This is a genomic window from Curtobacterium sp. Arg-1, assembly GCF_025643395.1.
In the GTDB taxonomy this organism is placed as follows: domain Bacteria; phylum Actinomycetota; class Actinomycetes; order Actinomycetales; family Microbacteriaceae; genus Curtobacterium; species Curtobacterium poinsettiae.
The window spans coordinates 787,821-814,803 of sequence record NZ_CP095731.1 but is presented as its reverse complement, the minus strand read 5'-3'; the positions used below and the strand labels follow the sequence as shown (position 1 = coordinate 814,803).

Below are 26,983 nucleotides of genomic sequence, written 5' to 3'. Positions count from 1 at the left end.
ACTACCAGTCGTGGACGGTGCCGTCGGCCAGGCGGTTGAACGGCAGGTACGCCTGCTCGTACGGGTACTTGCCGGCCTCGTCGACGTCGAGGCTGACCCCGAGACCCGGCTCGTCACCCGGGTGCAGGTAACCGTCGGTGAACGTGAACGTCTGGTGGAACACCTGGTTGGTCTGCGGCCCGTGCTGCATGTACTCCTGGATGCCGAAGTTGTGGATCGCGAGCCCGAGGTGCATCTGTGCGGCGAGGCCCACCGGGGAGATGTCGGTCGGCCCGTGGAACCCGGACTTGACCTGGTAGAGCGCGGCGTACTCCATCGTCTTCTTGAGCGGGGTGACGCCGCCCATGTGCGTGACGGCACCGCGCACGTAGTCGATGAGCTGGTCGCGGATGATGTCCTTGAAGTCCCAGATGGTGTTGAACACCTCGCCGATCGCCAGCGGCGTCGTGGTGTGCTGCCGGACGAGCTGCAGGGCCTCCTGGTTCTCGGCGGGGGTGCAGTCCTCGAGCCAGAACAGGTCGTACGGCTCGAGCGACTTGCCGAGCTTCGCGGCCTGCAGCGGGGTCATCCGGTGGTGACCGTCGTGCAGCAGGGGCAGCTCCGGGCCGAACTCGTTGCGGACGGCCTCGAACACGGTGGGCACGTGGCGCAGGTAGGCACGGGTGTCCCAGTCCTCCATCGCCGGGTACGCACCGCGCTGGGCGGGTTCGAAGTCGTACCGGACGCCGGCGTTGCCCTCGGTGGTCGTGTTCGACGCGATGCCGTAGATGCTCTCGAGGCCGGGGACGCCGGTCTGCACGCGGATCGAGCGGTAGCCCTCCTCCTGGTGCTCTCGGATGGAGTCGAACAGCTCGGGCAGTTCCTTGCCCGAGGCGTGGCCGTACGCCATCAGCCCGGTGCGCGACGCCCCGCCGAGCAGCTGGTACAGCGGCATCCCGGCGACCTTCGCCTTGATGTCCCAGAGGGCCATGTCGACGGCGGCGATCGCGGCCATCGTGACCGGTCCGCGGCGCCAGTACGACGACCGGTACAGGAACTGCCAGGCGTCCTCGATGCGGCTGGCATCACGGCCGACGAGCAGCGGGACGACGTGCTCGGACAGGTACGCGGAGACGGCGAGTTCCCGGCCGTTCAGGGTGGCGTCGCCGAGTCCGGTGACGCCGTCGGCGGTCGTGAGCTTGAGCGTCACGAAGTTCCGGTTCGGGCTCGTCACGATGACCTCGGCCCGCTCGATCAGCTGCCCGCGGTCCGCCGAGGCCCAGGTGTCCGGACGTCCGGCGGTGGTCTCGGCCGGCCCGCTGTCGGTGGCGCCGGGGACCGGGGCCGCGGGGTTCGTGGTGTTCGTGTCGGTCATGCGTGGACTCCTCCGTTGGAGCTCTGGCGGGCTGCTGCCGCGGCGGTGCGGATGCCCTCGGCCGCCGCCGTCACGGCAGCGACCACGGGGGTGGTGTCGAGTTCGGGGGCGACGACGGCCAGGACGTCGTGCACGTCCGAGTCTGGCCCGGGGGCGCCGGGGTCGTCCACCAGGTCGGGCCGCCCCGTGACGTGCAGCCACCACGCGGCGAGGGCGGTGGCCGCCCCGGCACCGATGCCGGCCGAGGGGTCGCGGCTGAGCCGGTGCCGCACGACGTCGACGATGCGCACGGGCAGCTTCTGCGAGCCGCCGGACGCGATCTGCCGCAGGGTGTGCCGGATGCGCGGGTTGGCGAACCGCTCGACCAGGGCCTCGCGGGCGTCGGTGACCTCGGCCTCGGGCAGGGGCAGCTCGAGCGCGGCTTCGTCCCAGAGCTGCTCGACGGCGGTGCGGCAGACGGGGTCGTCCATCGCCTCGGCCACGGTGTCGTGGCCGAGTTGCAGCCCCAGGTAGGCCAGGAGCGAGTGCGAGCCGTTCAGCAGCCAGAGCTTCCGCTGTTCGTACGGGGTGACGTCGTCGACGATCCGGACGCCCGCCGTCTGCCACGCCGGGCGGTCGATCCCGTCGAAGGCGTCCTCGAGCACCCACTCCGCGAACGGCTCGGTGACGACGGGGACCCGGTCGCCGGCGAGCGCACCCGGCAGTTCCGGCAGGTGCGCGACGTCGTCGTCGGTGGTGGCCGGGGTGATCCGGTCCACCATCGAGCTCGGGAACGTGACGTTCGCCTCGATCCAGTCGCGCAGGGCGTCGTCGGTGACGGCGTCGAGCACGGCGTCGCGCAGGACCGCCCCGTTGTGCGTCAGGTTGTCGAGGCTGACCAGCGCGATGCGCCCGGAGCCGGCGGTGCGGCGGGCATCGAGCCCTGCGACCAACCGGGCCGGCACGTCGGAACCGGGCCGGTAGCCCTGCTCGGTGACCGTCAGCGTGACGATGGTCGTCTCCGGGGACGCGACCACGTGCCTCCAGGCGGTGTCGTCGCTGCCCGGGTGGGCGGCCGTGATCGTGTCGACCACCTCGGCGCTGTCGCCGGACGCGGCGCGGGTGACCAGCGTGTACCGGCAGCCCTGGGCAGTCAGGGCGTCGGCGACGTCGGGCGAGCGCCCGGTGAAGGCGGTGACCCCCCACGGTTCGCCGTCGGTGTGGGTGGTGTACCAGGCGAGGTGGGCGCGCGCGAACGCGCCCACCCCCACGTGGACGATGCCCGGTCGGCGATCGGTCATGCGGTCACCGGGACGAGCGAGCGGAGGTAGGCGAGGTTGTCGGCGGTGCGGGCCTCGAGCGGCAGGTCGGTGGAGAAGTCCTCGATGGTGACCCAGCCGTCGTAGCCCACCTGGCGGAGCGCGTCGAGGTACTCGGACACCGACGCCTGGCCGGTGCGCAGGGGTGCCCACTCGTGCTGCCAGATCGAGCTGCCGTCGGCACGGGTGTCGCCGGTGTCGACCCAGCGGGCGTTCTTCACGTGGGCGTGGGCCAGGTACGGCCCGAGCAGTTCGAAGGCGGCGAGGTGGTCCTCGTACCCCTCGATCACGAGGTTGCCGAGGTCGTGGATGACGCCGACGTGCGCGGGGTCGAGACCGTCGATCAGCCGCAGTGCCGCGGATGCCGACGGCGTGATCGTCATGTGGTGCAGCTCGACGAGTGCCTTCACGCCGAGCTCCGACGCACGCGCCGCGACCCACTCGAGGTCGGCGCGGGTGCGGTCGAACAGCTGACCGTACGTCTCCCCCGTGCGCTCCTTCTCGGCACGGTAGTGCGGCATCGTGACCCGCACCTGGCGGGCCCCGAGTTCGCTCGTCACGCGGAGCATCGTCTCGACACCGTCGTGGTCCGCGGCCGGCTGGTAGCCGCCGATGCCCGAGTACTCGAGTCCGGCACCGTCGGTGATCCGGGCGATGTCGCCCACCCGGTCGCGGATGCCGGTGTACTGCCACGTCGAGTTGTTGCCCGCCCAGAACGACCGCTCGGCGGGGATGGCTTCGCCGGCGGCCGGGCGGTCGTCGACCACGCGCCACTCGATGCCGTCCCAGCCCTGCGCCGCCAGGGTCTCGGCGGCTTCGGCGGGGGTCCAGTCGGGGGTCGAGGCGGTGAACACGGAGAACTTCATCGGGTGGCTCCTTCGGTCGCGGCGGCGGTTGCGGGGGTGCCGACGACCGGCACCACGTCGGCTGGGCTGGCGCTGCCTTGCCCTCGATCAGCCCCGCCGACGACCGGCACCACGTCGTCGTACGTCCCCTCGATCACGTCGTCGATGCGCACGGGGTGTCCGAGCGTCGCACTGACGTAGAGCCCGCGGACGGTGGCGAGCGAGACCAGGGCTGCGTCGACGGTGACGCCCGGTTCGCGGCCCTGCCGGATCGCGTCGACGATGTCGGTGTACTGCCGAGCGTGCCCGGCGGCGAAGTGGTCGGGTTCGGCCGGGCCGCCGACGACGTGCTCGGGCGGGACGACGTCGTCCTTCTGGTCGACGGCTCCGGCGACCGCGCTGGCGTTCGGCGTGGTCGCGGCGGACTCGAGCGTCGCGGTGTCCGGGGCGATGTGGAAGTAGGCGAGCCGGTCGTCGTCGACGATCGCGGACCCGTGCGTGCCGTACACGGCGTACCGGGCGGAGAGACCCGGGTACGCGGCGGTCGTGCAGTGGACGACGCCGAGCGCCCCGCCGGCGAACCGGACGGTGGCGACCGCGGTGTCCTCGACCTCGATGCGGTCGTGGGCGAGGAGCCCGGTGTGGGCCGAGATCTCGACCGGACGGCCGAGCGCCCAGACGAGCAGGTCGACGGTGTGCACGCCCTGGTTCATCACCGCGCCGCCGCCGTCGAGCGCCCAGGTGCCGCGCCAGTCACCGGAGTCGTAGTACCCCTGCGACCGGTACCAGGCCACGCTCGCCAGGCCCGAGGTCACGGTGCCGAACCCGCCGTCGTGCGCCGCCCGGGCGACGGCCGCCGAGGCCGGGTCGAAACGGTGCTGGCTGATGACGCTCGTGACGAGCCCGCGGTCGCGAGCGGCTCCGGCGAGCGCGGCGATCTGCCGCGCCCGGGGCATCGTGGTGTCGAGCGGCTTCTCGATGACGACGTGCTTGCCGGCGGCCAGGGCGGCCTCGGCCAGCTGCACGTGCATGCCCGAGGGCGAGCAGATCGCGACGACGTCGATGTCGGTCTGGTCGATCGCCTCTTCGATGGTGGACGTCGTGATCGGACGGGCGACGCCCATCGCCTCGATCGCGTCGGCCGCGCTCGTGGCGGCTTCGGGTACGGCGTCGACGAGGGCGACGACCTGCAGGTCGGGGTGGTGCACGGCGACGGTGGCGTGGTGGCGGCCGATGACGCCGGCGCCGACGACTGCCAACTTCAGTGGGGTGGTCATCGCAGGGTGACTCCGATCTGGTCGGTGAGGGTGCGGAAGGCCCGGCCGGCACGACCGAAGGCCGCGGGGCCGGAGAACCCGCCGAGGGAGGTGAAGTCGCTGAGGTGCGGCTCGAGCGAGGCGTACCCGGAGTAGCCGGCGTCGCGGAGCGCGGTGAGGGTCTGGAGCAGTTCGCCGTCGCCCTCGCCCGCCGGCACCACCGACGAGTCGGCGGCGAGGGCGTCCTTGACCTGCAGGTAGTCGACGTACGGGGCGAGCTGCTCCCAGCCGTCGGCGAAGGGCCGGACGCCGCACTGCACGTAGTTCGCGTTGTCCCAGGCCAGTCGGAGCGCGGACGAACCGACGCTCTCGACGATGTCGAGCACGCGCGCGGGGACGTCGCCGTAGATGTCCTTCTCGTTCTCGTGCAGCAGGGTCACCCCTTCGCGCTCGGCGAGGTCGGCGAGCGCCCGCATCCGGACGAGGACGTCGTCACGGACGTCGTCCGGCTGCCGACCTTCGAAGTAGAACGAGAAGATCCGGATGTTCGTGGTGCCGAGGGCGTGCGCGGCACGGATCGCGCGGGCGAGGCGTGCGACCTCGTGCTCGACGGGTTCGTCGACGGGCACCTTGCCGATCGGCGAGGCGATCGCGGACACGGTCTGCCCACGCTCGTCGAGCAGCCGGTGGAGTCCGGCGAGCTGGTCGTCGTCGAGGTCGACGACGTTGACGCCCCAGGCGCTGCGGACCTCGATGGCGCTCGCGCCGAGCGCCTGCAGGACCGCGACCTGGACGACCGGGTCGGCGTCGATCTCGTCGCCGAAACCGGAGAGTTCCCACGTGGGCTGGTCGGTCATGGTGTCCTTTCGTTCGGACGGGAGGCGCGTGGCGGGGCCGCCACGGGCCTCCAGTCCGGTTCTGGGTTGCGGCCTACTTGACGGAGCCGGCGGTCAGACCGCCGACCAGGTAGCGCTGGAAGATCAGGTACAGGGCGACGACGGGGACGGCGCACACGATCGAGGCGGCCATCATCTGGCCGTAGATCGGGACGGCACCGCCCTCTTGCGTGGTGCCGAGCACCTGCAGGACCACGGCGACCGTCCGGGTGTTCGGGGTCGTCATGATCGTGGAGAACAGGACGTCGTTCCAGCCGAGCAGGAAGGCGAAGATCGCGGACACGACGATGCCGGGCCACGACAGCGGGAGCACGATCTTCGTCAGGATCTTCGTCGAGCTGGCGCCGTCGATGCGCGCCGCTTCCTCGAGTTCCTTCGGCAGGCCGCGCAGGTACGTGACCATCACCCACGTCGAGAACGGCAGGGCGAAGGTCAGGTAGGTGACGAACAGGCCCCAGCGGGTGCCGATGATCTGCACGCCGGTGGCACTGGCGATGTTCGAGAACACCACGAAGACCGGCAGGAGCAGGAGCGTGCCGGGGATCGACTGCAGGGCGAGGAGCCCGCGGAGGATCGTCAGGCGGCCGAGGAACCGGAACCGCACCAGCACGTAGGCCGTGGACACGGCGAGCGCGGCACTCGCGACGGCGACGGCTCCGGCGGTGAGCATCGAGTTCACCAGTCCCTCGCCGAGGGCGACGGTGGACCAGATCTCGACGTAGTTCGACAGGGTGAACTCGGACGGGAAGTACTCGCCGCGGGCGACCGCGACGTCGGAGTTGACCGAGCCGAACAGGATGTACAGCACCGGGACGGCGATGAACGCGATGATCACCGCGATGACGGTGACGAGCAGCCAGCGCGGCAGCAGCCGGGTGACGTCGGTGTCGTAGGGACGTTTGGTCCGTCGTCCGCCGCTGCCGGTCGTGATGCTCTCGGTGAGCGTCGCGGTGGGGCGGGTGCGGGTGCTGAAGGACGTGCTCGGGGTGGTCATGCGCGTGCTCCGTCGATGTCGGCGGCGGTCGGGGCGGCGGCGAGCGTGGCGCGGTCGGCGCGACGCTGCTTCCGGTTGGGGCCGGCGTCGTCGCCGGTGTCGAGCTTGACCGCCCGCAGGTAGACGAACAGCGGGATCGCGACGATCACGAGTGAGCAGATCGCCATCGCCGCGGACAGGCCGAAGCGGAACGACTGGAAGCTCGCGATGTACGTCAGGACGGGCATCACCTCGACGCTGGACGGCAGCGGGATGCCGAACAGCACGAACGGCAGCGTGAAGTTGTTGATGTTGTGCAGGATCGAGATGATCACCGCGAGGCTCAGCGGGCCGCGCAGGTACGGGAAGATGATGTACCGCAGCTTCGCCCACCAGGTCACCCCGTCGAGTGCGGCGGCCTCGTGCACCTCGTTGTCCACGGCCTGCAGCCCGGCCAGGGACAGCAGGTAGACGAAGGGCCAGCTCGTCCAGATCATCACGCCGGCGAGCGCCCAGTACGACGCCGAGCCGTTCAGCCACAGCACGTCGGTGTGCAGGATCGAGTTCACGACCCCCTGCGGCTGGAGCATCGTGCGGAAGAACGTGCCGACGACGAATGCCGGGAGCACGTACGGGATCAGGTAGATCGAGCGGACGAGCCCGCGACCGGGGAACCGGTTCTGCGTCGAGATCGCGGCGGCGACGCCGATCGGCACGGTCACCGCGGTGACGAGCACCGACAGCGACACCGAGATCCAGATCGAGTGCAGCAGCGGCGAGTTCGTGAACGCCTCGGTGAAGTTGGCGAACCCGACGAACGGGGCGCTGAACCACTGGCGGAGCGTGTACTGGTCGAGGTCGAGCATCGCGATCCAGAAGCCCACCACCAGCGGCACCACGATGACGGCGAGCATGAGGAGCCCGCCGGGCAGGAGCATCCACAGCGGGCGCTCGCGTTTGTACAGGGGCGTCTTGCCGGCCGGACGGACCGGGCGGGGCGGCGCCGAATCGGTGCGGGGCCTGGTCTGCGTGCTGGTCATCACAGACCTCCGTTCTTCTGACGGTCGAGGGTGGCCTGGGCGTCCTTCTGGGCGTCCTGCAGGCGCTTGCGGAGCTGGTCGTCGGTGACCTCGCCGGACTTCAGCGACGGGATCGACTGCACGACCACGTCGACCAGGGCGAGCTGGATGTCGGACCAGGCGCCGGTGAACGCGGTCGGCTTGGAAAGGCGGCCGGCGTCGATGATCGGCTTGAGCTGCGGGTTGTCGGCGGCCAGGTCGGCGGCGGCCGATGCGTTGGTCGGCAGGTTGCCGAACAGGTCGTAGTACTCGAGCTGCGCCTTCGGGGCGCTGAGCTGCTTGATGAATGCGAACGACAGCTTCTGCTTGGTGCCGTAGTCGGCGACGACCCAGTTGTCGCCGGACAGGATGCTGGCGGCCTCGATGCCGTCGGACGGCCGCTCGGTCGCACCCGGGGGGACGGTGGGCAGCAGGGCGAACTCGTAGTCGCCGTCGACCTTGGTGCCCTTGAACGAGTTGATCGCGGTGGTGGTGGTCATCGGGAAGAACGCGGCCTTGCCCTCGGTGAACTGTGCCAGGGCCTGGGCGTTGTTCCAGCCGATCGCGGCCGGGTCGACGACACCGTCCTTGGTGACCCAGTCGAAGTAGGTGCGGTAGGCGTTCTCGACGGCCTTGCTGTCGATCTCGGCCTTCGAGCCGTCGACGATCGTGTTGCCGGCGTTCTGGGCCATCCCCCACACGAACTTCCACGGGTCGAAGCCGTCGGCGTAGGCGATCGCCATGCCGTACCGTCCGTCACCCGTGGTGGCCTTCGCGTCGGCGGTCAGCTCGTCCCAGGTGGTGGGCATGTCGGTGATCCCGGCCTTCGCGAGCAGGTCCTTGTTCACGGCCATCACGAACGGCCGGCTGGCGAACGGGATCCCGATCTGCTTCGACGCACTCGGACCGGAGATGCCGAACGACGCGGGGTCGAACTGGTCCTTGCCGCCGATCGCGTCCCACTCCTTCGTGCCCATCTCGACGAAGGCGCCGGTGGCGTAGGCGGTCGGGGTGAACGTGGTGCCGATCGCGTAGACGTCAGGGCCCTGGCCGGAGATGACGCTCGTCTGGATCGCGGTCAGTTCCTCCTGCGCGGACGAGTAGGTCTCCCACTGGATGTCCGCACCGGTGGTGCGCTTGAACTCGGCGGCGGTGTCCCGCTGCCACTGCTTGCGTTCCTTGGGGTAGGTGGTGTCCGCGCCCATCATCACGCGGAGGGTGTTCGGGTCGTCGCCGCTGCCGTTCACCACGGCGCATCCCTGCAGGGACAGTGCGGCGAGGGCGACCACGGCGACGGCACCGACGAGGGTGCGGACTTGCAGTCTTCGCGTCTTCACGGGGGTTTCCTCCTCGAGACCTCCTCCGAGCGGCGCTGCTCGGTGGCACCACTGTTCCGCCGTTGGCAACATGCGGCAACCGGTTGCCACTTGTTGCCAGACGCGAATACGTTCGGCCTCGTGAAGGACCTCTCGACGGACGGCGGCGGGCGCACGGGCGGTGCCGCTGGCGCTGCTGGTAGCGCCGCTGGCGCGGGCGACGCTGGTGCTCGCGTTGCCGGTACTCGCGCCGCTGGTGCTCGCGCTGCCGGTGCCGGTGCCGGTGCCGCCGCTGGTGCCGCGCGTCGCGTCACCATCCGCGACATCGCCGACGCGACCGGGGTCGCCGCCTCCACCGTCTCCCGCGCCCTGTCCCTGCCCGACCGGGTCAACGCCGTCACCCAGGAGCGCATCCAGCAGGCGGCCCGCGAACTCGGGTACGTCGCCAACTCGCAGGCCCGGGCACTGACCTCGGGCCGCACCCGCGCCGTCGCCGTGCTCGTGTCCGACATCACGAACCCGTTCTACTTCGACGTCATCCGCGGCACGCAGCACCAGCTCGCCGGGGCCGGCTGGACCCAGTTGCTCGTCGACACCGAGGAGTCCGCAGACGCCGAGATGGCCGCGCTCACCGCCGTCGGGGCGAAGGCCGACGGGGTCGTGCTCACCGCGTCACGCCTGTCCGACGCGCAGATCGCCCGGTTCGCCGAGCGGATCCCCCTGGTCGTCGTGAACCGCAGGCCCGCAGGCGTGCCCTCGGTGCTCATCGACACCCCCGGCGGCGTCGAGCAGGCGGTCCAGCACCTGGTGTCGCTGGGACACCGGGAGATCCTGTACGTCGCCGGGCCAGACAGCTCGTGGTCGAACGAGCGACGGTGGCGAGCACTCGTGCAGGTCGCCAAGCGCCTGGGCGTCCGCGTCGCCCGGGTCGGCCCGCACGCGCCCTTCGTGGACTCCGGTGCCGCCGCTGCCGACGCCGCCGTGCACGCCGGGGCGACCGCGTGCATCGCCTTCAACGACCTGATCGCCATCGGGATGCTCGCCCGACTACGGGAGCGCGGGGTCCGCGTCCCCCGGGACATGAGCATCGTCGGCTGCGACGACATCTTCGGCGCCGACTTCTGCAACCCGCCGCTCACCACGATGACCTCGCCGATCGAACGGGCCGGCCGGGTCGCGATCCGGATGCTGCTCGGCCGCCTCGGCGCCCTGCCCGCCGACGAGCTGCCGGGGGAGCACATGTCCGGCGCCGTCGCCCTGCCCACCCACCTGACCGTGCGCGAGTCGACCGGGCCGGCGCCCCGGGCCGGCACCGCCTGATCCCGCACGCCCCCAGAACTCACCGCCCCGAACTCGCCGCCCCGAAGGAGTCGATGATGACCCGCACCAGCACCCCCACCCGGCTCGCGCCGCACCCCGACCGGCTGTTCCCCGCCGACCCCGGGGCCCGAGCCGTGGCACGCACCGTGTACGAGGCGGTCAAGGACGCCCCGATCATCTCGCCGCACGGGCACGTCGATGCAGCACTGATCGCCGCGGACCAGCCGTTCAGCGACCCCGCGTCGCTGCTCATCACGCCCGACCACTACGTGCTCCGCCTGCTGCACGCGAACGGGGTGGACCTGGCCGCGCTGGGACGCGCGGACCTGTCGGGGCCCCGCCCGGGCTCGCAGGCTCGCCCGGCGGCGTCGGCGCATCGCTGGCGCGATGCCGCTGAGCCGACGCCGCCAGGCCGTGCCGTCTGGCGGCAGCTGGCGGAGCACTGGGACGACTTCCTCGGGACCCCCGTGCGCTACTGGTTCGAGACGGAGCTCCACGACGTGTTCGGGCTCGACCAGGCACCGTCCGCGGCGAACGCGGACGACCAGTACGACCACATCGCCGGCCTGCTGGCATCCCCCGCCTTCCGGCCACGCGCGCTCTTCGACACCTTCGGGATCGAGGTCCTCGCCACCACGGACGGCCCGGCGGACGACCTCGCTGCGCACGCGCAGCTCGCGGCGGACCCCGGCTTCACCGGCCGGGTCCTCCCGACGTTCCGCGCGGACGCCGTGTTCGACCCGACGCGGTCGGACTGGAGGCCAGTGGTCGCGTCGATCGGCGAGGCCGCCGGCATCGACACGGGTACCCACGCAGGGTTGTTGGCGGCGCTCCGCGCACGTCGCCACCACTTCATCGAGCACGGCGCGACCGCCACGGACACCGGGGTGCTCGACGCGGGCTCCGCCCCACTGTCGTCGAGCGAGCGGGAACGCATCCACGCGGCGGCGCTGCGGGATGCGTCCTCGGTCACCGATGCCGAGGCGACGGCGTACCGCCACGACATGCTCTACCGCTGGGCCGAGATGAGCGTCGAGGACGGCCTCGTCATGCAGCTGCACCCCGGGGTGATCCGGAACCACCACACCCCGACGCTCGAGCGCTTCGGGCCGGACACCGGCCACGACCTGCCGGCCGTCGGGTCGTTCACCGAGCCGCTCCGGCCGCTGCTCGAGTCCTTCGGCACCGCTCCCGGGTTCCACCTCGTGCTCTTCACCGTCGACGAGACCGTCTTCTCGCGCGAGATCGGGCCGCTCGCGGGCTTCTACCCCGCCGTGTACGCGGGCGCGCCGTGGTGGTTCATCGACACCCCGGCGGCCATCGGGCGCTACCGCTCGGCCGTCACCGACTCGGCGTCGTTCACCAAGACCTCCGGGTTCATCGACGACACCCGCGCGTACTGCTCGATCCCGGCGCGGCACGACATGGCTCGGCGGGCGGACGCGGCGTACCTGGCGTCACTCGTGGTCACGCACCAGATCTCGGAGGAGGACGCCGTGCACACGGCCCGGCGCATCGTGTCCGACATCCCGAAGGCGACGTTCAAGCTCTGAGCGGCGCGCTGGTGGCCGCGTGGTGCGAGGTGCGGCGCGCTGGTGGCCGCGTGGTGCGAGGTTCCGTGCCTGGTGCGAGGTTGCCGGGTCGCACGGAACACGGAACCTCGCACGGTTCAGTGATGCGCCGGTACCGTCGGGCACATGACGGAGCGGGTGACGGCGGCGTACGGCGCTCGGGCCGATGAGTACGCGGCACTGCTCGGGTCGATGAGCGCCGTCCACCCGGACGACCGCGGACTCGTCGACGCCTGGGCAGCCGGTCGCAGCGGTCCCCTGGTCGACGCCGGGTGCGGTCCCGGTCACTGGACGGCGCACCTCGCACGGCAGGGGCACCGCGTCACCGGCATCGACGCGGTGCCGCAGTTCGTCGAGCACGCACGACGGACGCACGGCGCTGTGGACGCGGACCTCGACTTCCGGGTCGGGTCGCTCGACGCGCTGCCGCTGGCGGACGGCAGCGTCGACGGGGTCCTCGCGTGGTACTCGGTGATCCACCACGACCCATCGCAGATCGGTGGGGCACTCGCCGAGTTCTGTCGGGTGCTCGCCCCCGGCGGTGGGCTGTTGCTCGGGTTCTTCGAGGGCGCCGCGGTCGAGGCCTTCGACCACGCGGTCGTCACCGCGTACCGCTGGCCGGTCGCGTCCCTGGCGGCGCTGCTGGACGAAGCGGGGTTCGACGTCGCGGACGTCCACACCCGCACGGCTCCGGAGCACCGGCCGCACGGGGCGATCAGTGCGGTGCGCCGCTGATCGCTGATCGCTGACCGCTGACCGCTGACCGCCGTCCGTCCGAGCGGCCGGTCAGGCGTCCGAGACCATCGCGCTCAGAGCAGCGGCGATCTCCGTCACGGCATCGAGTTCCCCTTCCGCGATCGCGACGATGAAGTCGTACGCCTGATCGTTCGAGGCGTGGAGCCGGACACCGTTCACGCCGAGGAAGACCACGAGCAGCATCAGCCCGAGGCGCTTGTTGCCGTCGACCAAGGCGTGGTTCCGGATGGCGGAGTGGACGAGCGCCGCCGCTTTCTCGACCAGTGCCGGGTAGGCGTCGTTCCCGCCCACCGACGCGGCGGGTCGCGCGACCGCCGCCTCGAGCAGTCCGACGTCGCGGATCACGGAGTCAGCCCCCAGGGTCCGACGAGCGATGTGCAACGCCTCGTCGGTCGTGAGGTGGATCACTTGCCGAGTCGTTCGAGCGCCTCGGCGTAGCGCGGGAGTTCTCGGTCGAGGATGCCGTCGATCAGGTCGCTGCGGCTGTGCTGCTCGACGTACTCGCGGATGGCGGCGCGGGCGACGTCCTGCATCGAGCGCTCCTCGAGGTCAGCACGCTTGCGCAACGCCGCTGCCTCGGCATCGTCGAGTCGGAGGGTCATGGCCATGGAGTCGATGGTATCAACGGTGGTACCTGAACGGGCCCCAGTGATCGTGGTCATGGAACGACGGTACGAGCGTCCCCGTCGACGCAGACGAGACCAGGGGTCGGATGGGGATGACGACGGCCGCGCTGCGCCCTGTGGAGGAACTGCCAGGATCCGTCGCAGGTCGTCGACGTTCGTCAGTCGGTGGTGACCGCGAGCGCGGCGAGGATCTCCCGCACGGTGTCGTCGACCGATCCGTCGATCGACACCGCGACCGCCGCCTCGTCGGGCTGCGGCCGCTCGAGGGTCGCGAACTGCGAGTCGAGCAGGGTCGTCGGCATGTACTCGTGGTGACGGTGGGACTGCCGCTCGGCGATGAGGTCGCGGGACCCGTCGAGGAAGGCGATGACGAGCCCCGGTGCGGATGCGCGCAGACGGTCCCGGTAGACGCGCTTGAGCGCTGAGTTCGCCATCACGCACCGGGACCCGTCGGCCTCGACCGCGGCGATCCGCTCGGCGCAGGCGTCGAGCCACGGCCAGCGGTCCTCGTCGGTGAGCGGCGTGCCCTGCCGCATCTTCTCCTTGTTGGCGGCCGGGTGCAGGTCGTCGGCATCGACGAAGACACAGGGTTCGCCCTGCGCGACCAGTGCGTCGGTGAGGGTCTGGCCGATGGTGGACTTGCCGGAGCCCGAGACTCCCATGACGAGGACGGGCGGGTGGACAGCGAACTCGCTCATCCCTCCACAGTATTGATCCGGTGAACTCTGGTCCCCAGTTCCCGGAACTCCTGTGCGGTCCCAGACCACCGGTCGTAGGTTGGGCGCCAACGTCAGGACAAAGGAGACCCTCGTGGCAGACAACAACGGTCAGGCGAACATCGGAGTCGTCGGACTCGCAGTGATGGGCTCGAACCTCGCCCGCAACCTCGCATCGCGCGAAGGCAACACGGTGGCGGTCTACAACCGCACGTACGCCCGCACCGAGGAACTGCTCCAGGAGCACGGCGACGCAGGGTTCATCGCGTCCGAGGACATCGACGGGTTCGTCGCGTCGCTGTCGAAGCCCCGCACCGCGATCATCATGGTGCAGGCCGGCAAGGGCACCGACGCCGTGATCGGGCAGCTCGCCGAACGATTCGAGCCGGGCGACATCATCGTCGACGGGGGCAACGCGAACTTCCACGACACCATCCGCCGTGAGCACGATCTGCGCGAGCAGGGGCTGAACTTCGTCGGCACCGGCATCTCCGGTGGTGAAGAGGGCGCGCTGAAGGGCCCGTCGATCATGCCCGGTGGCTCGAAGGAGGCCTGGGAGACGCTCGGGCCGATCCTCAAGTCGATCGCCGCGGTGGCCGAAGGTGAACCGTGCGTGACCCACATCGGCACCGACGGCGCCGGGCACTTCGTCAAGATGGTGCACAACGGCATCGAGTACGCCGACATGCAGCTCATCGCCGAGTCGTACGACCTGCTCCGTCGCGTCGGCGGGCTCTCGGTGGAGGACCTGGTGCAGGTCTTCGACGAGTGGAACAAGGGCGACCTCGAGTCCTACCTGATCGAGATCACCGGCGAGGTCCTCAAGCAGCGCGACGCCGACACCGGCAAGCCGCTCGTCGACGTCATCCGTGACGCGGCCGGCTCGAAGGGCACCGGCGTCTGGACCGTGCAGAACGCGGTGGGTCTGGGCATCCCGGTGTCGGGCATCGGCGAAGCCGTGTTCGCCCGTGCGGTGTCGTCCAAGCCGACGCAGCGTGCCGCCGTGCAGCAGTCGGTCAAGAACCGTCCGCAGATCGCCGAGGTGCCGGACACCTTCGCCGACGACGTCCGTGCGGCGCTCTACGCCTCGAAGGTCGTCGCGTACGCGCAGGGGTTCGACCTCATCATCGCCGGGGCGAAGGAGTACGGCTGGGACATCGACCTCGGCAACGTCGCGAAGATCTGGCGAGGCGGTTGCATCATCCGGGCGCAGTTCCTGAACCGCATCGTCGAGGCGTACGACGAGAACCCGAAGCTCGAGTCGCTGCTGGTCGACCCGTACTTCGCGAACGCCGTCGCCGAGGGCGAAGCAGCCTGGCGGCGCATCGTCGGGATCGCCGCCGCATCCGGTGTCCCCGCGCCGGGCTTCTCGTCCGCGCTGTCGTACTTCGACTCGCTCGCGTCCGACCGGCTGCCCGCAGCGCTGATCCAGGGCCAGCGCGACTTCTTCGGAGCGCACACCTACCAGCGCATCGACAAGGACGGCACCTTCCACACGCTGTGGTCCGACGACGACCGCCGCGAGGTCGAGCAGGAGCCGTCGACGCACTGACGAACCGCGCCCGCCGACGACCGACGTCGGTGCGTGCGCAGCACGGAGGGCCTCGCCGAACGCGGGGCCCTTCGTCGCATCAGGCGACGATGCGCTCCCGTGCCAGGTCGGCGACGAGCCGGTCCAGCCGCGGACCACGCCCGAGCAGCCGCCGCGAACCCGGTGCAGTCCGGACGAAGAAGGTCGCGACGGCCGGGGTGTCGTCCGGCCGCACGTGGTGGATCGCCACCGCACAGGCTCGGCGAGCACCGTCCGAGCCGCCAGCGCGACCCGAGCCACCCGAGCGGCGCGAGGCACCCGAGCCGTCCGTCCGTTCCGGCACGTCCTCGAGCCCGACGTGCACGACCCGACTCCACCGGATCACGAGCAGCCGGGTCGCCCGCCGTTCGTCGAGTTCCCACAGGGAGGCCTCGGTGGCGCCGAAGGCCCACGTCACGCGCGAACCGAGGTGGGTGTCCGGACGGACTTCGTCGATGACGCCGCGGAGTTCGGGCGTCGGCGCCGCCGGCACCAGCCACACCGTCGGGTCGATCCGACGGATGGCGAGCGCGAGCGCCTCGTCCGCCTGCCGCCGCCGTGCCGTCGCGGTCCGCACCACCGCGATCACGATGACCACGACACCGAGTCCGATCGCACCGAACTCGACGATGCCGTACCAGGACAGGTCCACGCTGGGTGCCGTCGAGACGACGACGATCCGGGTGATCAGGAGTGCCATCCAAACGGCGACGATGACCCAGCGCAGGGTGGCGAGTCGACGTGCCGGCGACATCGGTGTCCGCCCGGCGCCGCGGGCACGACCGGACCGCGGGACACCATCCGGACGCTGCAGCACGGTCTGATCCTCCCACGAGGCGCGCGCCACCTGCTGGCCGGACCCGGTGAACGCGCGGGGAAGCCCGCACACAGCCCACGAGCGGCCTGACGACCTACGCTCGGGCGGTGACCACCGAGACGACGGACGAACCGATCGGCCGACCGACGGCGGATCCGTCCTCCGGGACGCGCGGGCCCGATGCACCTTCGAACCGACGTTGTACGCTGATCGCCGCGATCGTCGGCGTCGTGGCCGCCGCCGCGTTCCTCGGTGTCGCCGAGTTCGGCGCACTGCTGCTCGGCGGGGCGGGCAGCCCCCTGGTCGCCGTCGGTTCAGCGGTCATCGACCTCGCTCCCCCGGGTGCGAAGGACTTCATGGTCGCCGTGTTCGGCACCGGGGACAAGGTCGCCCTGTTCGGGCTCATGACGGTGATCGTCATCGCGATCAGTGCCGGTGCCGGAGTCCTCGAGCGCGCACGCCCGCCCTTCGGTGCGCTCGTGTTCGCCGCCGGTGGTGTGCTGGCGCTGTTGGCCGTCAGCACCCGCTCGGGCAGCGGGAGCCTGGACGGCGCCCCGACGGTCCTCGGGATCGCCGCGGCCGTGGTCGTCCTGCGCCTGCTGCTCCAGCGGCTGCGACGGTGGGAAGCAGCGGCTGCCGTGCCGTCAGCGTCCCCGCGACCCGCCTCGGCGGAGCGCCGGACGTTCTTGATCTGGGGCGTCGCGACGGCGAGCCTCGCGGTCGTGGTGGGCACCGCCTCCCGGCTCGGGTCGTCCGCGATGCAGGCGGCCGCTGCTGCCCGGCGGGCCATCCGGCTGCCCGCGGCGGCGACCGCGGCACCGGCGGTCCCCGCCGGTGCGTCGCTCGACGTCGACGGCATCACCCCGTACATCACGCCGAACGCTGACTTCTACCGGATCGACACGGCCCTGCGCGTGCCCATGGTCGACCCCGCCGACTGGTCGCTCCGGATCCACGGAGCGGTGGAGAACGAGATCACGCTGACGTGGGACGAGCTGCTCGCCCTGCCGCTCGAGGAGCACGTCGCCACGCTGAGCTGCGTGTCGAACGAGGTCGGCGGTGACCTCATCGGGACGGCCCGCTGGCTGGGCTACCCGATCCGCGAACTCCTCGCCCGGGCGCGTCCGACGGGCGACGCCGACATGGTGCTCTCACGGAGCATCGACGGGTTCTCCGCCGGCACCCCGCTCGACGTGCTGCAGGACGACGGCACCGCGGCGCTCCTCGCGGTCGGGATGAACGGCGAACCCCTGCCGACCGAGCACGGGTTCCCCGTGCGGATGGTCGTGCCGGGGCTGTTCGGGTACGTCTCGGCGACGAAGTGGGTCACCGAGCTCGAGGTCACCCGCTTCGCCGACGCGCAGGGCTACTGGACCCCGCGCGGCTGGTCGGAGCGTGGCCCGGTCAAGCTCGAGTCGCGCATCGACACCCCGCGGAACGGGTCGACCGTGACCGCGGGCAAGCCGGTGGCGATCGCCGGGGTCGCATGGCAGCCGCACAAGGGCGTGAAGGCCGTCGAGGTCCGCGTCGGAGGCGGCGACTGGCAGCGCGCCGAACTCGCCGACTCGGTCTCCGCGGACACCTGGCGGCAGTGGGTGGTGCGGTGGACGCCGACCTCCGGCTCGCACCGCATCGAGGTGCGCGCGACCAGTGCGGACGGCGAGGTGCAGACGAGCGTGGACCGGCCGCCGGCGCCGAACGGGGCGACGGGCTGGCACACGGTGACGGTCGACGCGCGCTGACGCTCCGGCAGCGGAGTCTCGGAGTCTCGGAGTCTCGGAGTCTCGGAGTCTCGGAGTCGCGGAGTCGCAGGGTCGCGGGACACGCCCGCTGAGGTCCGCCGAGGGAGCAGGAAAGGTCGGTTCGCGGACGCGCAGGCGACACTTCGTGCCGCCCCGGCGAACCTGAGCGGCATGTCGTGACCACTCGGCGGCGGGGTCGCTGCGGTACGCGACGGCCTGGAGGACCGGTGCCGGCCCGCTCCGCCCCTCACCCCGGTCGCGTGACACGCCACATGCGTCGCGCCGAGGGTGCAGGAAGCGTCCGTTCGCGGACGCGCAGGCGACACTTCGTGCCGCCTCGGCGAACCTGAGCGGCATGTCGTGACCACTCGGCGGCAGGGGCCGGGCGCCGGGCACCGAGCACCGAGCACCGGCGGGCAGGGTGCGGTCAGGCGGGCAGGGTCGCGACGATGCAGGTGCCGTCGACCTCGGCGTCCCGCTCGACGGCGGTGGTGAAGCCGGCGGCCGCGAACGCAGCGGCGGACGCCTCGGCCTGGGCTTCGGACACCTCGATGACGACCGCGCCACCGGGCCGGAGCCACTCCCCCGCGCTCGCGGCGATCCGACGGTGCAGGTCGAGACCGTCCGCACCACCGTCGAGGGCGATGCGGTGCTCGTGTTCCCGGGCCTCGGTCGGCATCAACGCGATCGACGCCGTCGGCACGTACGGGGCGTTCACCGCGATGACCGCCACGGCCCCGCGGAACCGCTCGGGCAACGGCGCGAACAGATCGCCTGCGACGACGATGCCGCGGTCGCCGATGTTCTCGGCCGCGACGTCGACGGCGTCCGGGTCGATGTCGGTGGCGAGGAGGTCGAGCGCACCGACTCGACCGAACAGGGCGACCGAGATCGCACCCGCGCCGCAGCACAGGTCGACCACGCGGTCGTAGCGCTGCAGCCGAAGCGCAGCCTGCTCGACGACGACGGTGGTGCGGGATCGCGGCACGAAGACCCCGGGGGTCACCCGGATGCGGTGCCCGTCGAAGGCGGCCCAGCCGAGCACGTACTCGAGCGGCTCACCGGCCAGCCGACGCTGCACCAGGGCGCGGAGTCGCACCGGCTCACCGTCACCGGCCTCGAGCAGCAGGTCGGCTTCGTCCTCGGCGAAGACGCTCCCCGCGGCCCGGAGCCGGGCCGCGAGGGCGTCACGCGCGGGATGGGTCACCACGGGCAACGGGACACGTCACGTCGCGGAGATGGTCCTGCGCCGTCGGCTGTGCCCATGGGTCGACGGCTCCGCTACGCTGCGCCGTCGAACATCGACGTCACGGAACCGTCGTCGAAGACCTCGTGGATGGCACGGGCGATGAGCGGCGCGATCGGCAGCACCTCGAGGCGGTCCCAGCGCTTGTCCATCGGCAGGGGCAGGGTGTCCGTCACGACCACGCGGTCGATGAACTCGCTCTGCAGCAACTCGGTGGCGGGGTCGGAGAACACGGCGTGGGTCGCGGCGACGACGACACCCGTGGCGCCGGCGTCCTTGAGCGCCTCGGCAGCCTTCGCGATCGTGCGGCCGGTGTCGATCAGGTCGTCGACGAGCAGGCAGACGCGACCGCTGACGTCACCGACGATCTCGTGCACCGAGACCTGGTTCGGCACGAGCGGGTCGCGACGCTTGTGGATGATGGCGAGCGGCGCACCGAGCTTCTCGGACCAGATGTCGGCGACACGGACGCGGCCCATGTCCGGCGACACGACGGTGAGCGTCTTCGGGTCGAGGATCTGGCGGAAGCGCTCGAGCAGCACCGGCATCGCGAACAGGTGGTCGACGGGGCCGTCGAAGAAGCCCTGGATCTGCGCAGCGTGCAGGTCGACGCTCATGATGCGGTGCGCGCCGGCAGCCTTGAACAGGTCGGCCACGAGGCGGGCCGAGATCGGCTCGCGGCCGCGGCCCTTCTTGTCCTGGCGGGCGTAGGGGTAGAACGGCGCCACGACGGTGATGCGCTTCGCCGAGGCACGCTTCAGGGCATCGACCATGATGAGCTGCTCCATGAGCCACTCGTTGATCGGCGCGGTGTGCGACTGGATGACGAAGGCGTCGCAGCCACGGACCGACTCGTCGAAGCGGGCGTACAGCTCACCGTTCGCGAACGTCCGTGCATCGGTCGGCACGAGGTCGACCCCGAGCTCCTCCGCGATCTCGGCAGAGAGCGCCGGGTGTGCTCGCCCCGAGACGAGGACGAGTCGTTTCTGGCCGGTTGTCTTGATTCCGGACAAGTGCGGTGCTCACTCCCTGACCCACGAGGGGTCGATGTCGGCGACGGGTGGTCGCCAGGATCTATTCGCCGTTCGCGAGCCGAGCAGCCTCGGCCGCCGGTGTGCCGGGTCGGTGTTCCTCGACCCATCCGTCGGTGTTGCGCTGTGGGGCGTAGCTGATCGCGAGCGATCCTGCCGGAACGTCCTTGCGGACGGTGGTCCCGGCGCCGGTGTACGCACCGTCACCAATCCTAACGGGGGCGACGAACACGTTGTGCGAGCCTGTACGGACGTTCGAGCCGACCTCGGTTCGGTGCTTGTGCACGCCGTCGTAGTTCGCGGTGATGGTGTTCGCGCCGATGTTCGAGTCCTCGCCCACCTCGGCGTCGCCGATGTAGGACAGGTGCGGGACCTTGCTGCCGCGACCGATCCGGGCGTTCTTCGTCTCGACGAAGGTGCCGATCTTGCCGTCGTCGCCGAGGATCGTGCCGGGCCGCAGGTAGGCGAACGGGCCGACCGAGGCGCCGTCCCCGATCACCGCGAGGGTGGCGTCGACGCGGTTGACCGTGGCGCGGGCACCGACCTCGGTGTCGCGCAGCGTGGTGTCCGGACCGACGACGGCACCGGCGGCGATCGCGGTGGCGCCGATGAGCTGGGTGCCGGGCAGGACTTCGGCGTCGGGCTCGATGGTGACGTCGAGGTCGATCCAGGTGGTCGCCGGGTCCTGCACGGTGACACCGGCGAGCTGGTGGCCGCGGACGATGCGGGCGTTGAGCTCGCGCGCGGCGTCGGAGAGCTGCGCACGGTCGTTGATGCCGGCGACGAGCCACGGGTCGGTCAGGGTGACGACGTCGATGCGCCCGCCGCGCTCACTGATCAGCGCGGGGGCGTCGGTGATGTACTTCTCGCCCTGCGCGTTCGCCGTGGTGAGCGACGGCAGGACCGCCCGCAACCGCGCGACGTCGAACGCGTAGATGCCCGCGTTCGCCTCGGTGATGGCCAGCTGTTCGGCCGTCGCGTCCTTGTGCTCGACGACGCTGACGAAGGCGCCGGCGTCATCACGCACGATCCGTCCGAGGCCCGTCGGGTCGGGGGCGATCGCGCTGACGAAGGTCGCCCCGTTGGCGGCACCGACGTGGGCATCGACGAGCAGGCGGAGCGACGCCGCGTCGAGCAGCGGCACGTCGCCGGAGAGCACGACGACGGCACCGTCGAAGTCGGCGGGCAGGGCGTCGACCGCCACCTCGACCGCACGGCCGGTGCCGGGGACGGCGTCCTGATCGACGATGATCGCGTCAGGGGCGCGCTCGACGACCTCGGCCGCGACACGATCACGCTCGTGCCGCACGACCACGGCGACGTGCTCGGGGCTGAGCGACGACGCCGTGCGCAGCACGTGCCCGATGAGCGGCAGCCCGGCGAGCCGGTGCAGCACCTTGGGCGTGGACGACTTCATGCGCGTGCCCTGCCCGGCGGCGAGGACGACGACGGCGATGCGCTGGTCGGTCATGGACCCATCCTGGCGCACCCGAGCCCGTGGCGTCCGACGCGAGCACGGTCCTGTGCCCAACCGTGCGCACAACCGCAGCCTGTGGACGGACCGGCACCGTGCCTCCAGGCCCGGGCCGACGGCACGCCGTGCCTCAGCCCCGCACGCCGCGGACGAGGCCCAGGCCGGCTGTCAGCCCTGCACCACCTGCGGCTCCCGCTTGACGAAGGCCATAAGCACCAGCCCGGCGATGAGCACGACGACCACGCCGAGGATCCCGAACCGGGTGGACCCACCGACGGTCACCGCGACGCCGAACAGCGCCGGCGCGAGGAACGACGCGGCGCGGCCGGTGGTGGCGTAGAGGCCGAAGAGCTCGCCTTCGCGGCCGGGGGTCGTCAACCGCGTCAGGTGGGCACGCGACGACGACTGCACCGGGCCGACGAACACCGCGAGGGTCAGCCCGAGCACCCAGAACCACTGCGTCTCGTTGCCGGCGGCGAAGACTCCGACCCCGCAGACGGCGAGTCCGACGAGCGAGACCATGATGAGCGCACGCGACCCGAACCGGTCGTCGAGGCGTCCGGAGACGAACGTCGCGATGCCGGCCACGACGTTCGCGGCGATGGCGAACAGGATGACCTGGGACGGCGTGAACCCGAACACCTGGGCGGCGACGATCCCGCCGAACGTGAAGACGGCACCGACGCCGTCGCGGAACACCGCGCTGGCGAGCAGGAACGCCAGGACGTTGCGCCGCTCGCGCCAGAGCCGGGCGATGTCGCGACCGAGGTCCGCGTAGGCGCCGAACACGCCACCGCCGCGGGTGCGGTCCGGCACTGCCTCGGGCACGGTGAGGAACAGCGGGATCGAGCTGACGGCCAGCCAGACGGCGGCGATGCCGATCGCGACGCGGACGTCCCACTGCCCGGTGGCGACGGTCGCCGGCAGCTGCAGGAGCCCGCCGACGACCCCGTCGCCCCGGAAGTCCTGGATGCAGAGCACGAGCAGCAGCACGAGCAGCACGATCCCGCCGAAGTACCCGGCCGCCCACCCGATGGCGGACACCCGGCCGGTGCGTTCCCCGGAGGCGACCTGCCCGAGCATGGCGTTGTACCCGACGGTCGCGATCTCGTAGGCCACGGTGCCGATGCCGAGCAGGGCTGCGCCGAGGAACAGGTACGGCTGGCTCGGCGCGACGAAGACCATGCCGCCGATCGACAGCGCGACACCGATCGTGGCGATGAGGACGGAGCGACGGCGGTGTCCGGACGAGTCCGCGAGCCGCCCCATGGCCGGCGCCACGAGCGCGACGACGATCCCCGCGATGGTCAGTGCGGTCGACACGACGGCGGCGTTGTGCGCGAGCTCCCGCTCCACGATCGCCTTGCCCGCCGCCGACGTGTCGCCGACGAGCGCCGGGTCCACGAACGCCCGGCTCGCCAGGTACGTGCTGAACACGAAGGTGGTGACGACCGCGTTGAACGCGGCCGACCCCCAGTCCCAGAGCGCCCAGGAGACGAGCGCGCGCCGGTCGGTGCGCTGCGGCACGACGGCGGCCGGTGAAGCGGTCATGCGCGAACCGTAGCGCGTCCCGGTGACGCGGCGGTGGCCCCGTTCCGGGTCACGTGCGGGACGGGAGGCACGGGGCAGCCCGGCCCCGCGCCGCCCGTCCGCACCGTGCGCGCGCCGTCACCCGGTGCGCGCTTCCACGCACCGTGCCCCGCCGCAACGCCGCACCAGGCACGCAACGCGGCCGGGCCGGCGAAGCCGGCACCGTGCCGGACGGGAGGCGCGGGGCGGCCCGGCCCCGCACCTCCCGTCCGCGCCGTGCGCGCGCCGTCACCCGGTGCGAGCTTCCACGCACCGTGCCCCGCCGCAACACCGCACCAGGCACGCAACGCGGCCCGAGCCAGCGAAGCCCGCACCGTGCCGGACAGGAGGCACGGGGCGGCCCGGCGCCGCGCCTCCCGCCCGCACCGTGCCCGCGTCGTCACCCGGTGCGGGCTTCCACGCACCGTGCCCCGCCGCAACACCGCACCAGGCACGCAACGCGGCCCGAGCCAGCGAAGCCCGCACCGTGCCGGACAGGAGGCACGGGGCGGCCCGGCGCCGCGCCTCCCGCCCGCACCGTGCCCGCGTCGTCACCCGGTGCGGGCTTCCACGCACCGTGCCCGGCTGCAACGCCGCACCGGGCACGCAACGCGGCCCGGGCTGGCGAAGCCTGCGCCGTGCCCGGCCGCAACACCGCACCAGGCACGCAACGCGGCCCGAGCCAGCGAAGCCCGCACCGTGCCGGACGGGAGGCACGGGGCAGCCCGGCGCCGCGCCTCCCGTCCGCACCGTGCGCACGTCGTCACCCGGTGCGCACTTCCACGCACCGTGCCCCGCCGCAACACCGCACCGGGCACGCAACGCGGCCCGGGCCGGGCCGGGCCGGGCCGGGCCGGCGAAGCCTGCACCGTGCCGGACGGGAGGCACGTCGCGGCCCGGCCCCGCGCCTCCCGTCCGCACCGTGCCCACGTCGTCACCCGGTGCGCGCTTCCACGCGCCGTGCCCCGCCGCAACGCCGCACCGGGCACGCAACGCGGCCCGGGCCGGCGAAGCCTGCACCGTGCCGGCTCAGGCCGGGACGCCGCCGGGGTAGACGACGGACTTGAGCGACTCCGGGTCGGTGTCGCTCTCGAGAGCCTCGCGGACGTCGTCGAGCCCGAACCGGCCGGTGACGAGCGAGTCGAGGTCGACCTGCCCGGACGCGACCAGCTGGATCGCCACCGGCCACGTGTTCGTGTACCGGAAGATCCCGGTGACCATGACCTCGAGGTTCTGGATGTGCTCGACCGGCAGGGTCATCTCGGAGTTGCCGAGCCCGACCAGCACCGCGGCACCCGCCGGACCGACCGCCTTGATGCCGTCCGAGACCGCACGGGGCGCCCCGCTGGCGTCGATGAACGCGTCGACGGGGACGATGTCGGACGCGACGGACACGGCGGTGGGGTCGACGACTTCGGTGGCGCCGTACTCCAGGGCCCGCGCACGGCGCTCCGGGACCAGGTCGCTGACGACGATGCGCGATGCACCGAATGCCTTCGCGACCTGCGCGCAGATGATGCCGATCGGACCGGCACCGGCGATGAGCACCGACGAACCGGGCACGATGCCGGCCTTGCGGACGGCGGCGATGCCGACCGACAGGGGCTCGAGGAGCGCACCGGCCTCGAACGACACGGAGTCGGGCAGGACGTGCGCGAACTCGGACTCGATCGTGACCAACTCGGTGAAGGCGCCGTCGACCGGCGGCGTCGCGTAGAAGCGCATGTGCGGGCAGAGGTTGTAGCGACCGGCCAGGCACTGCGCGCAGCGGTGGCAGGGGCGCTGCGGCTCTATGGCCACGCGCTCCCCCACACGGGACGGGTCGACGCCCTCGCCGACCGCCTCGATCGTGCCGGAGAGTTCGTGGCCGAGGACGAGGGGTTCCTCGACGACGAAGTCGCCGATGCGGCCGTGGCGGTAGTAGTGCACGTCGGAGCCGCAGACGCCCACGGCGGCGACCCGGACGAGCACGTCGCCGGCGTCGACGGCGGGGACGGGGCGGTCCTCGACGGTGAGGTCCTGGGTGCCGAGCAGGACACTGGTGCGCTGGGTGGAGGTCATGCGGTTCTCGCTTCCTCGGCCGCGTCGTCGCGGCCGGACGTGAGGGTGGTGGAGGGGGCGGCGGCGGATGCCGCGGGCGTGGTGGCCGTGGTCGCCGCGGTCGCCGCGGGCGCCGCGGTGGCCGGTCTGAGCCGCGCTGCCGTCGGGTCGCGCAGCAGATCACGGAACCCGAGTTCAGCAGCGCCTCGGAGCAGGACATCGGCACCGAGCGCCGCCGGTGCGATGCGCAGCCGCTCGGTCACGGCAGCCATCGACTGGGCCCGGACCTCGGCCTCGATGCGGTTCCCGACGTGGCCGAGGAGCACTCCGAGGAACCCACCGAGGACGACCACCTCGGGGTTGACGGTGTGGATGGCATTGCGGAGTGCGGTCGCGAGGGCCGTGACCTGGCGGTCGACCACCCGCTCGACCTCGGGACGGCGCTGCGCGAGCGCCGCGGCGAGCGCTGACGGGTCGCCCGAGGCGACGCCGGCGGCAGCGACCAGGGCATCACGCGACGCCTCGGTCTCGAGACACCCGACAGCACCGCAGTGACAACGGACACCGTTCGCTGCGACGAAGGTGTGACCGAGCTCGCCGGCGTACCCGTCCGCACCGCTGAGGGGCCGAGCGGCACTGATGACGCCGCCGCCGATACCGCTCGCGCCACCGTTGAGGTAGATCAGGTCGTCGACTCCGCGGCCACTGCCGTACAGCCGCTCCGCCCAGGCGCCGGAGTTCGCGTCGTTCGCGGCCCGGACCGGCAGACCGGTGCGCTCGGCGAGGGGACGGGCGATCGGTTCGTCGTGCCAGCCGAGGTGCGGCGCGTAGCGGACCACGCCGTCCTCGACCCGCACGGTCCCGGGGACCGCGACACCGATTCCGGCGATCCGCGTGGGCGGGCCTTCCCCGGCGATCAACTCGTCCAGGAGTCCGGCGATGGTCTCGACCGCCTCGGCAGCGGTCGGGGCGCTCTCGCTCGCCGCCACCGCGCGGGTGCGCACGCTGCCGTCGAGTCCGACGAGTGCGACGGTCACGGCGTCAACCTCGACCGTGACGGCGACCGCGACCACCTCGGCCGAGGCACGGACCACCGGGCTCGGGCGGCCGACGCCAGCACTCGTGCTGCCGGTCCCGGGCACGTCCTCGTGCACCAGCCCGAGTTCGACCAGTTCGCCGACGAGCGTGAGCGTGGTTGAGCGGTTGAGTCCGGTGCGGCGGGTGAGCTCGGCGCGGGTGATCGGACCGTCCTCGTGCGCCAGGCGGAGGACACGTGCGGCGTTGCGCAGCACCGGGGTCTGCGCGACACCGGGTGCTGCAGCTGTGCGTGCCATCGGGTCCTCTCGGTCGGTCCTTGCTTGCTTGCTTGCTTGCTTGCTTGCTTGCTTGCTTGCCCATCCTCGCGTGCTCGGTCCTTCCCAGAACGCCTGCGATGGAGAGCGGGATCGGGCGTACCTGGTCGAAACGAACGACCAGGTACGCCCGGATTCAGCAGGTACGCCCGGAAGC

At 71.8% G+C, this 26,983-nt stretch carries 23 protein-coding genes; 5 read left to right on the top strand and 18 right to left on the bottom strand.

The window, feature by feature from the left end:
• Nucleotide 1: 1 nt before the first annotated feature.
• From manD to MXD64_RS03945, 8 genes are all read right to left on the bottom strand, one after another.
• Nucleotides 2-1,354: a D-mannonate dehydratase ManD gene (gene manD, locus MXD64_RS03980; protein ID WP_017886757.1), complete on the bottom strand. Its 1,353-nt coding sequence runs from the start codon at nucleotides 1,352-1,354 to the stop codon at nucleotides 2-4.
• Nucleotides 1,351-2,634: a mannitol dehydrogenase family protein gene (locus MXD64_RS03975; protein WP_082509791.1), complete on the bottom strand. Its 1,284-nt coding sequence runs from the start codon at nucleotides 2,632-2,634 to the stop codon at nucleotides 1,351-1,353. Before MXD64_RS03975 ends, manD begins: the two co-directional genes overlap by 4 nt.
• Nucleotides 2,631-3,518, bottom strand: a complete 888-nt coding sequence (locus MXD64_RS03970; protein WP_056072819.1) for a sugar phosphate isomerase/epimerase family protein — start codon at nucleotides 3,516-3,518, stop codon at nucleotides 2,631-2,633. Before MXD64_RS03970 ends, MXD64_RS03975 begins: the two co-directional genes overlap by 4 nt.
• Entirely contained in the window at nucleotides 3,515-4,774 is a 1,260-nt protein-coding gene (locus MXD64_RS03965; RefSeq protein WP_263137157.1) for a Gfo/Idh/MocA family oxidoreductase, read from the bottom strand. The genes MXD64_RS03970 and MXD64_RS03965 overlap by 4 nt, the downstream gene beginning before the upstream one ends.
• The gene (locus MXD64_RS03960; RefSeq protein WP_263137156.1) at nucleotides 4,771-5,610 is read right to left on the bottom strand and encodes a sugar phosphate isomerase/epimerase family protein; all 840 of its coding nucleotides are present in this window, start codon (nucleotides 5,608-5,610) and stop codon (nucleotides 4,771-4,773) included. Before MXD64_RS03960 ends, MXD64_RS03965 begins: the two co-directional genes overlap by 4 nt.
• A 73-nt stretch (nucleotides 5,611-5,683) precedes the next feature.
• Nucleotides 5,684-6,643: a carbohydrate ABC transporter permease gene (locus MXD64_RS03955; protein WP_175470752.1), complete on the bottom strand. Its 960-nt coding sequence runs from the start codon at nucleotides 6,641-6,643 to the stop codon at nucleotides 5,684-5,686.
• Nucleotides 6,640-7,662, bottom strand: a complete 1,023-nt coding sequence (locus MXD64_RS03950; RefSeq protein ID WP_056072810.1) for a carbohydrate ABC transporter permease — start codon at nucleotides 7,660-7,662, stop codon at nucleotides 6,640-6,642. The genes MXD64_RS03955 and MXD64_RS03950 overlap by 4 nt, the downstream gene beginning before the upstream one ends.
• Nucleotides 7,662-9,017, bottom strand: a complete 1,356-nt coding sequence (locus MXD64_RS03945; protein ID WP_214532977.1) for an ABC transporter substrate-binding protein — start codon at nucleotides 9,015-9,017, stop codon at nucleotides 7,662-7,664. The genes MXD64_RS03950 and MXD64_RS03945 overlap by 1 nt, the downstream gene beginning before the upstream one ends.
• A gap of 120 nt (nucleotides 9,018-9,137) precedes the next feature.
• Between MXD64_RS03945 and MXD64_RS03940 the strand changes: the two genes are divergently transcribed.
• The 3 genes from MXD64_RS03940 (at nucleotide 9,138) to MXD64_RS03930 (ending at nucleotide 12,622) form a co-directional block, all read left to right on the top strand.
• Nucleotides 9,138-10,316 carry a LacI family DNA-binding transcriptional regulator gene (locus tag MXD64_RS03940; protein ID WP_197068621.1) on the top strand — a complete coding sequence of 393 codons (1,179 nt, stop codon included), beginning with the start codon at nucleotides 9,138-9,140 and terminating at the stop codon, nucleotides 10,314-10,316.
• A gap of 56 nt (nucleotides 10,317-10,372) precedes the next feature.
• The gene (gene uxaC, locus MXD64_RS03935; RefSeq protein WP_194590274.1) at nucleotides 10,373-11,869 is read left to right on the top strand and encodes a glucuronate isomerase; all 1,497 of its coding nucleotides are present in this window, start codon (nucleotides 10,373-10,375) and stop codon (nucleotides 11,867-11,869) included.
• A 144-nt stretch (nucleotides 11,870-12,013) separates the two neighbouring features.
• Nucleotides 12,014-12,622 carry a class I SAM-dependent methyltransferase gene (locus MXD64_RS03930; RefSeq protein ID WP_194590275.1) on the top strand — a complete coding sequence of 203 codons (609 nt, stop codon included), beginning with the start codon at nucleotides 12,014-12,016 and terminating at the stop codon, nucleotides 12,620-12,622.
• Nucleotides 12,623-12,673: 51 nt separating this feature from the next.
• Here MXD64_RS03930 and MXD64_RS03925 read toward each other — a convergent pair whose 3' ends face one another.
• From MXD64_RS03925 to MXD64_RS03915, 3 genes are all read right to left on the bottom strand, one after another.
• On the bottom strand, nucleotides 12,674-13,051 hold the full coding sequence (locus MXD64_RS03925; RefSeq protein ID WP_159557481.1) for a type II toxin-antitoxin system death-on-curing family toxin: 378 nt from the start codon (nucleotides 13,049-13,051) through the stop codon (nucleotides 12,674-12,676).
• The gene (locus tag MXD64_RS03920; RefSeq protein ID WP_017886769.1) at nucleotides 13,048-13,251 is read right to left on the bottom strand and encodes a ribbon-helix-helix protein, CopG family; all 204 of its coding nucleotides are present in this window, start codon (nucleotides 13,249-13,251) and stop codon (nucleotides 13,048-13,050) included. The genes MXD64_RS03925 and MXD64_RS03920 overlap by 4 nt, the downstream gene beginning before the upstream one ends.
• Before the next feature lie 176 nt (nucleotides 13,252-13,427).
• Nucleotides 13,428-13,967, bottom strand: coding sequence for a gluconokinase (locus MXD64_RS03915; protein WP_159557479.1), 540 nt, complete (start codon nucleotides 13,965-13,967; stop codon nucleotides 13,428-13,430).
• A gap of 112 nt (nucleotides 13,968-14,079) precedes the next feature.
• On the opposite strand from MXD64_RS03915, the gene gndA reads away from it, so the two are divergent.
• A complete protein-coding gene (gene gndA / locus MXD64_RS03910; RefSeq protein ID WP_082046825.1) occupies nucleotides 14,080-15,537 on the top strand; it encodes an NADP-dependent phosphogluconate dehydrogenase in 1,458 nt (485 codons plus the stop codon).
• A gap of 79 nt (nucleotides 15,538-15,616) precedes the next feature.
• Here gndA and MXD64_RS03905 read toward each other — a convergent pair whose 3' ends face one another.
• Nucleotides 15,617-16,372: a hypothetical protein gene (locus MXD64_RS03905; protein WP_194590277.1), complete on the bottom strand. Its 756-nt coding sequence runs from the start codon at nucleotides 16,370-16,372 to the stop codon at nucleotides 15,617-15,619.
• Between the two features lie 107 nt (nucleotides 16,373-16,479).
• On the opposite strand from MXD64_RS03905, the gene MXD64_RS03900 reads away from it, so the two are divergent.
• Nucleotides 16,480-18,114 carry a molybdopterin-dependent oxidoreductase gene (locus tag MXD64_RS03900; RefSeq protein WP_214518675.1) on the top strand — a complete coding sequence of 545 codons (1,635 nt, stop codon included), beginning with the start codon at nucleotides 16,480-16,482 and terminating at the stop codon, nucleotides 18,112-18,114.
• A gap of 427 nt (nucleotides 18,115-18,541) precedes the next feature.
• On the opposite strand, the gene MXD64_RS03895 is transcribed toward MXD64_RS03900, so the two are convergent.
• The 6 genes from MXD64_RS03895 to MXD64_RS03870 form a co-directional block, all read right to left on the bottom strand.
• Nucleotides 18,542-19,321 carry a putative protein N(5)-glutamine methyltransferase gene (locus tag MXD64_RS03895; protein WP_310809467.1) on the bottom strand — a complete coding sequence of 260 codons (780 nt, stop codon included), beginning with the start codon at nucleotides 19,319-19,321 and terminating at the stop codon, nucleotides 18,542-18,544.
• Nucleotides 19,322-19,395: 74 nt separating this feature from the next.
• Nucleotides 19,396-20,373, bottom strand: coding sequence for a ribose-phosphate diphosphokinase (locus MXD64_RS03890; RefSeq protein ID WP_017886775.1), 978 nt, complete (start codon nucleotides 20,371-20,373; stop codon nucleotides 19,396-19,398).
• Nucleotides 20,374-20,434: 61 nt separating this feature from the next.
• Entirely contained in the window at nucleotides 20,435-21,862 is a 1,428-nt protein-coding gene (gene glmU, locus MXD64_RS03885) for a bifunctional UDP-N-acetylglucosamine diphosphorylase/glucosamine-1-phosphate N-acetyltransferase GlmU (protein ID WP_140448398.1), read from the bottom strand.
• A gap of 171 nt (nucleotides 21,863-22,033) precedes the next feature.
• Entirely contained in the window at nucleotides 22,034-23,416 is a 1,383-nt protein-coding gene (locus MXD64_RS03880; RefSeq protein ID WP_263137155.1) for an MFS transporter, read from the bottom strand.
• Between the two features lie 1,047 nt (nucleotides 23,417-24,463).
• Entirely contained in the window at nucleotides 24,464-25,495 is a 1,032-nt protein-coding gene (locus MXD64_RS03875) for an NAD(P)-dependent alcohol dehydrogenase (protein WP_259551872.1), read from the bottom strand.
• Nucleotides 25,492-26,808: an ROK family transcriptional regulator gene (locus MXD64_RS03870; protein WP_259551870.1), complete on the bottom strand. Its 1,317-nt coding sequence runs from the start codon at nucleotides 26,806-26,808 to the stop codon at nucleotides 25,492-25,494. The genes MXD64_RS03875 and MXD64_RS03870 overlap by 4 nt, the downstream gene beginning before the upstream one ends.
• Between the last annotated feature and the right edge of the window lie 175 nt (nucleotides 26,809-26,983).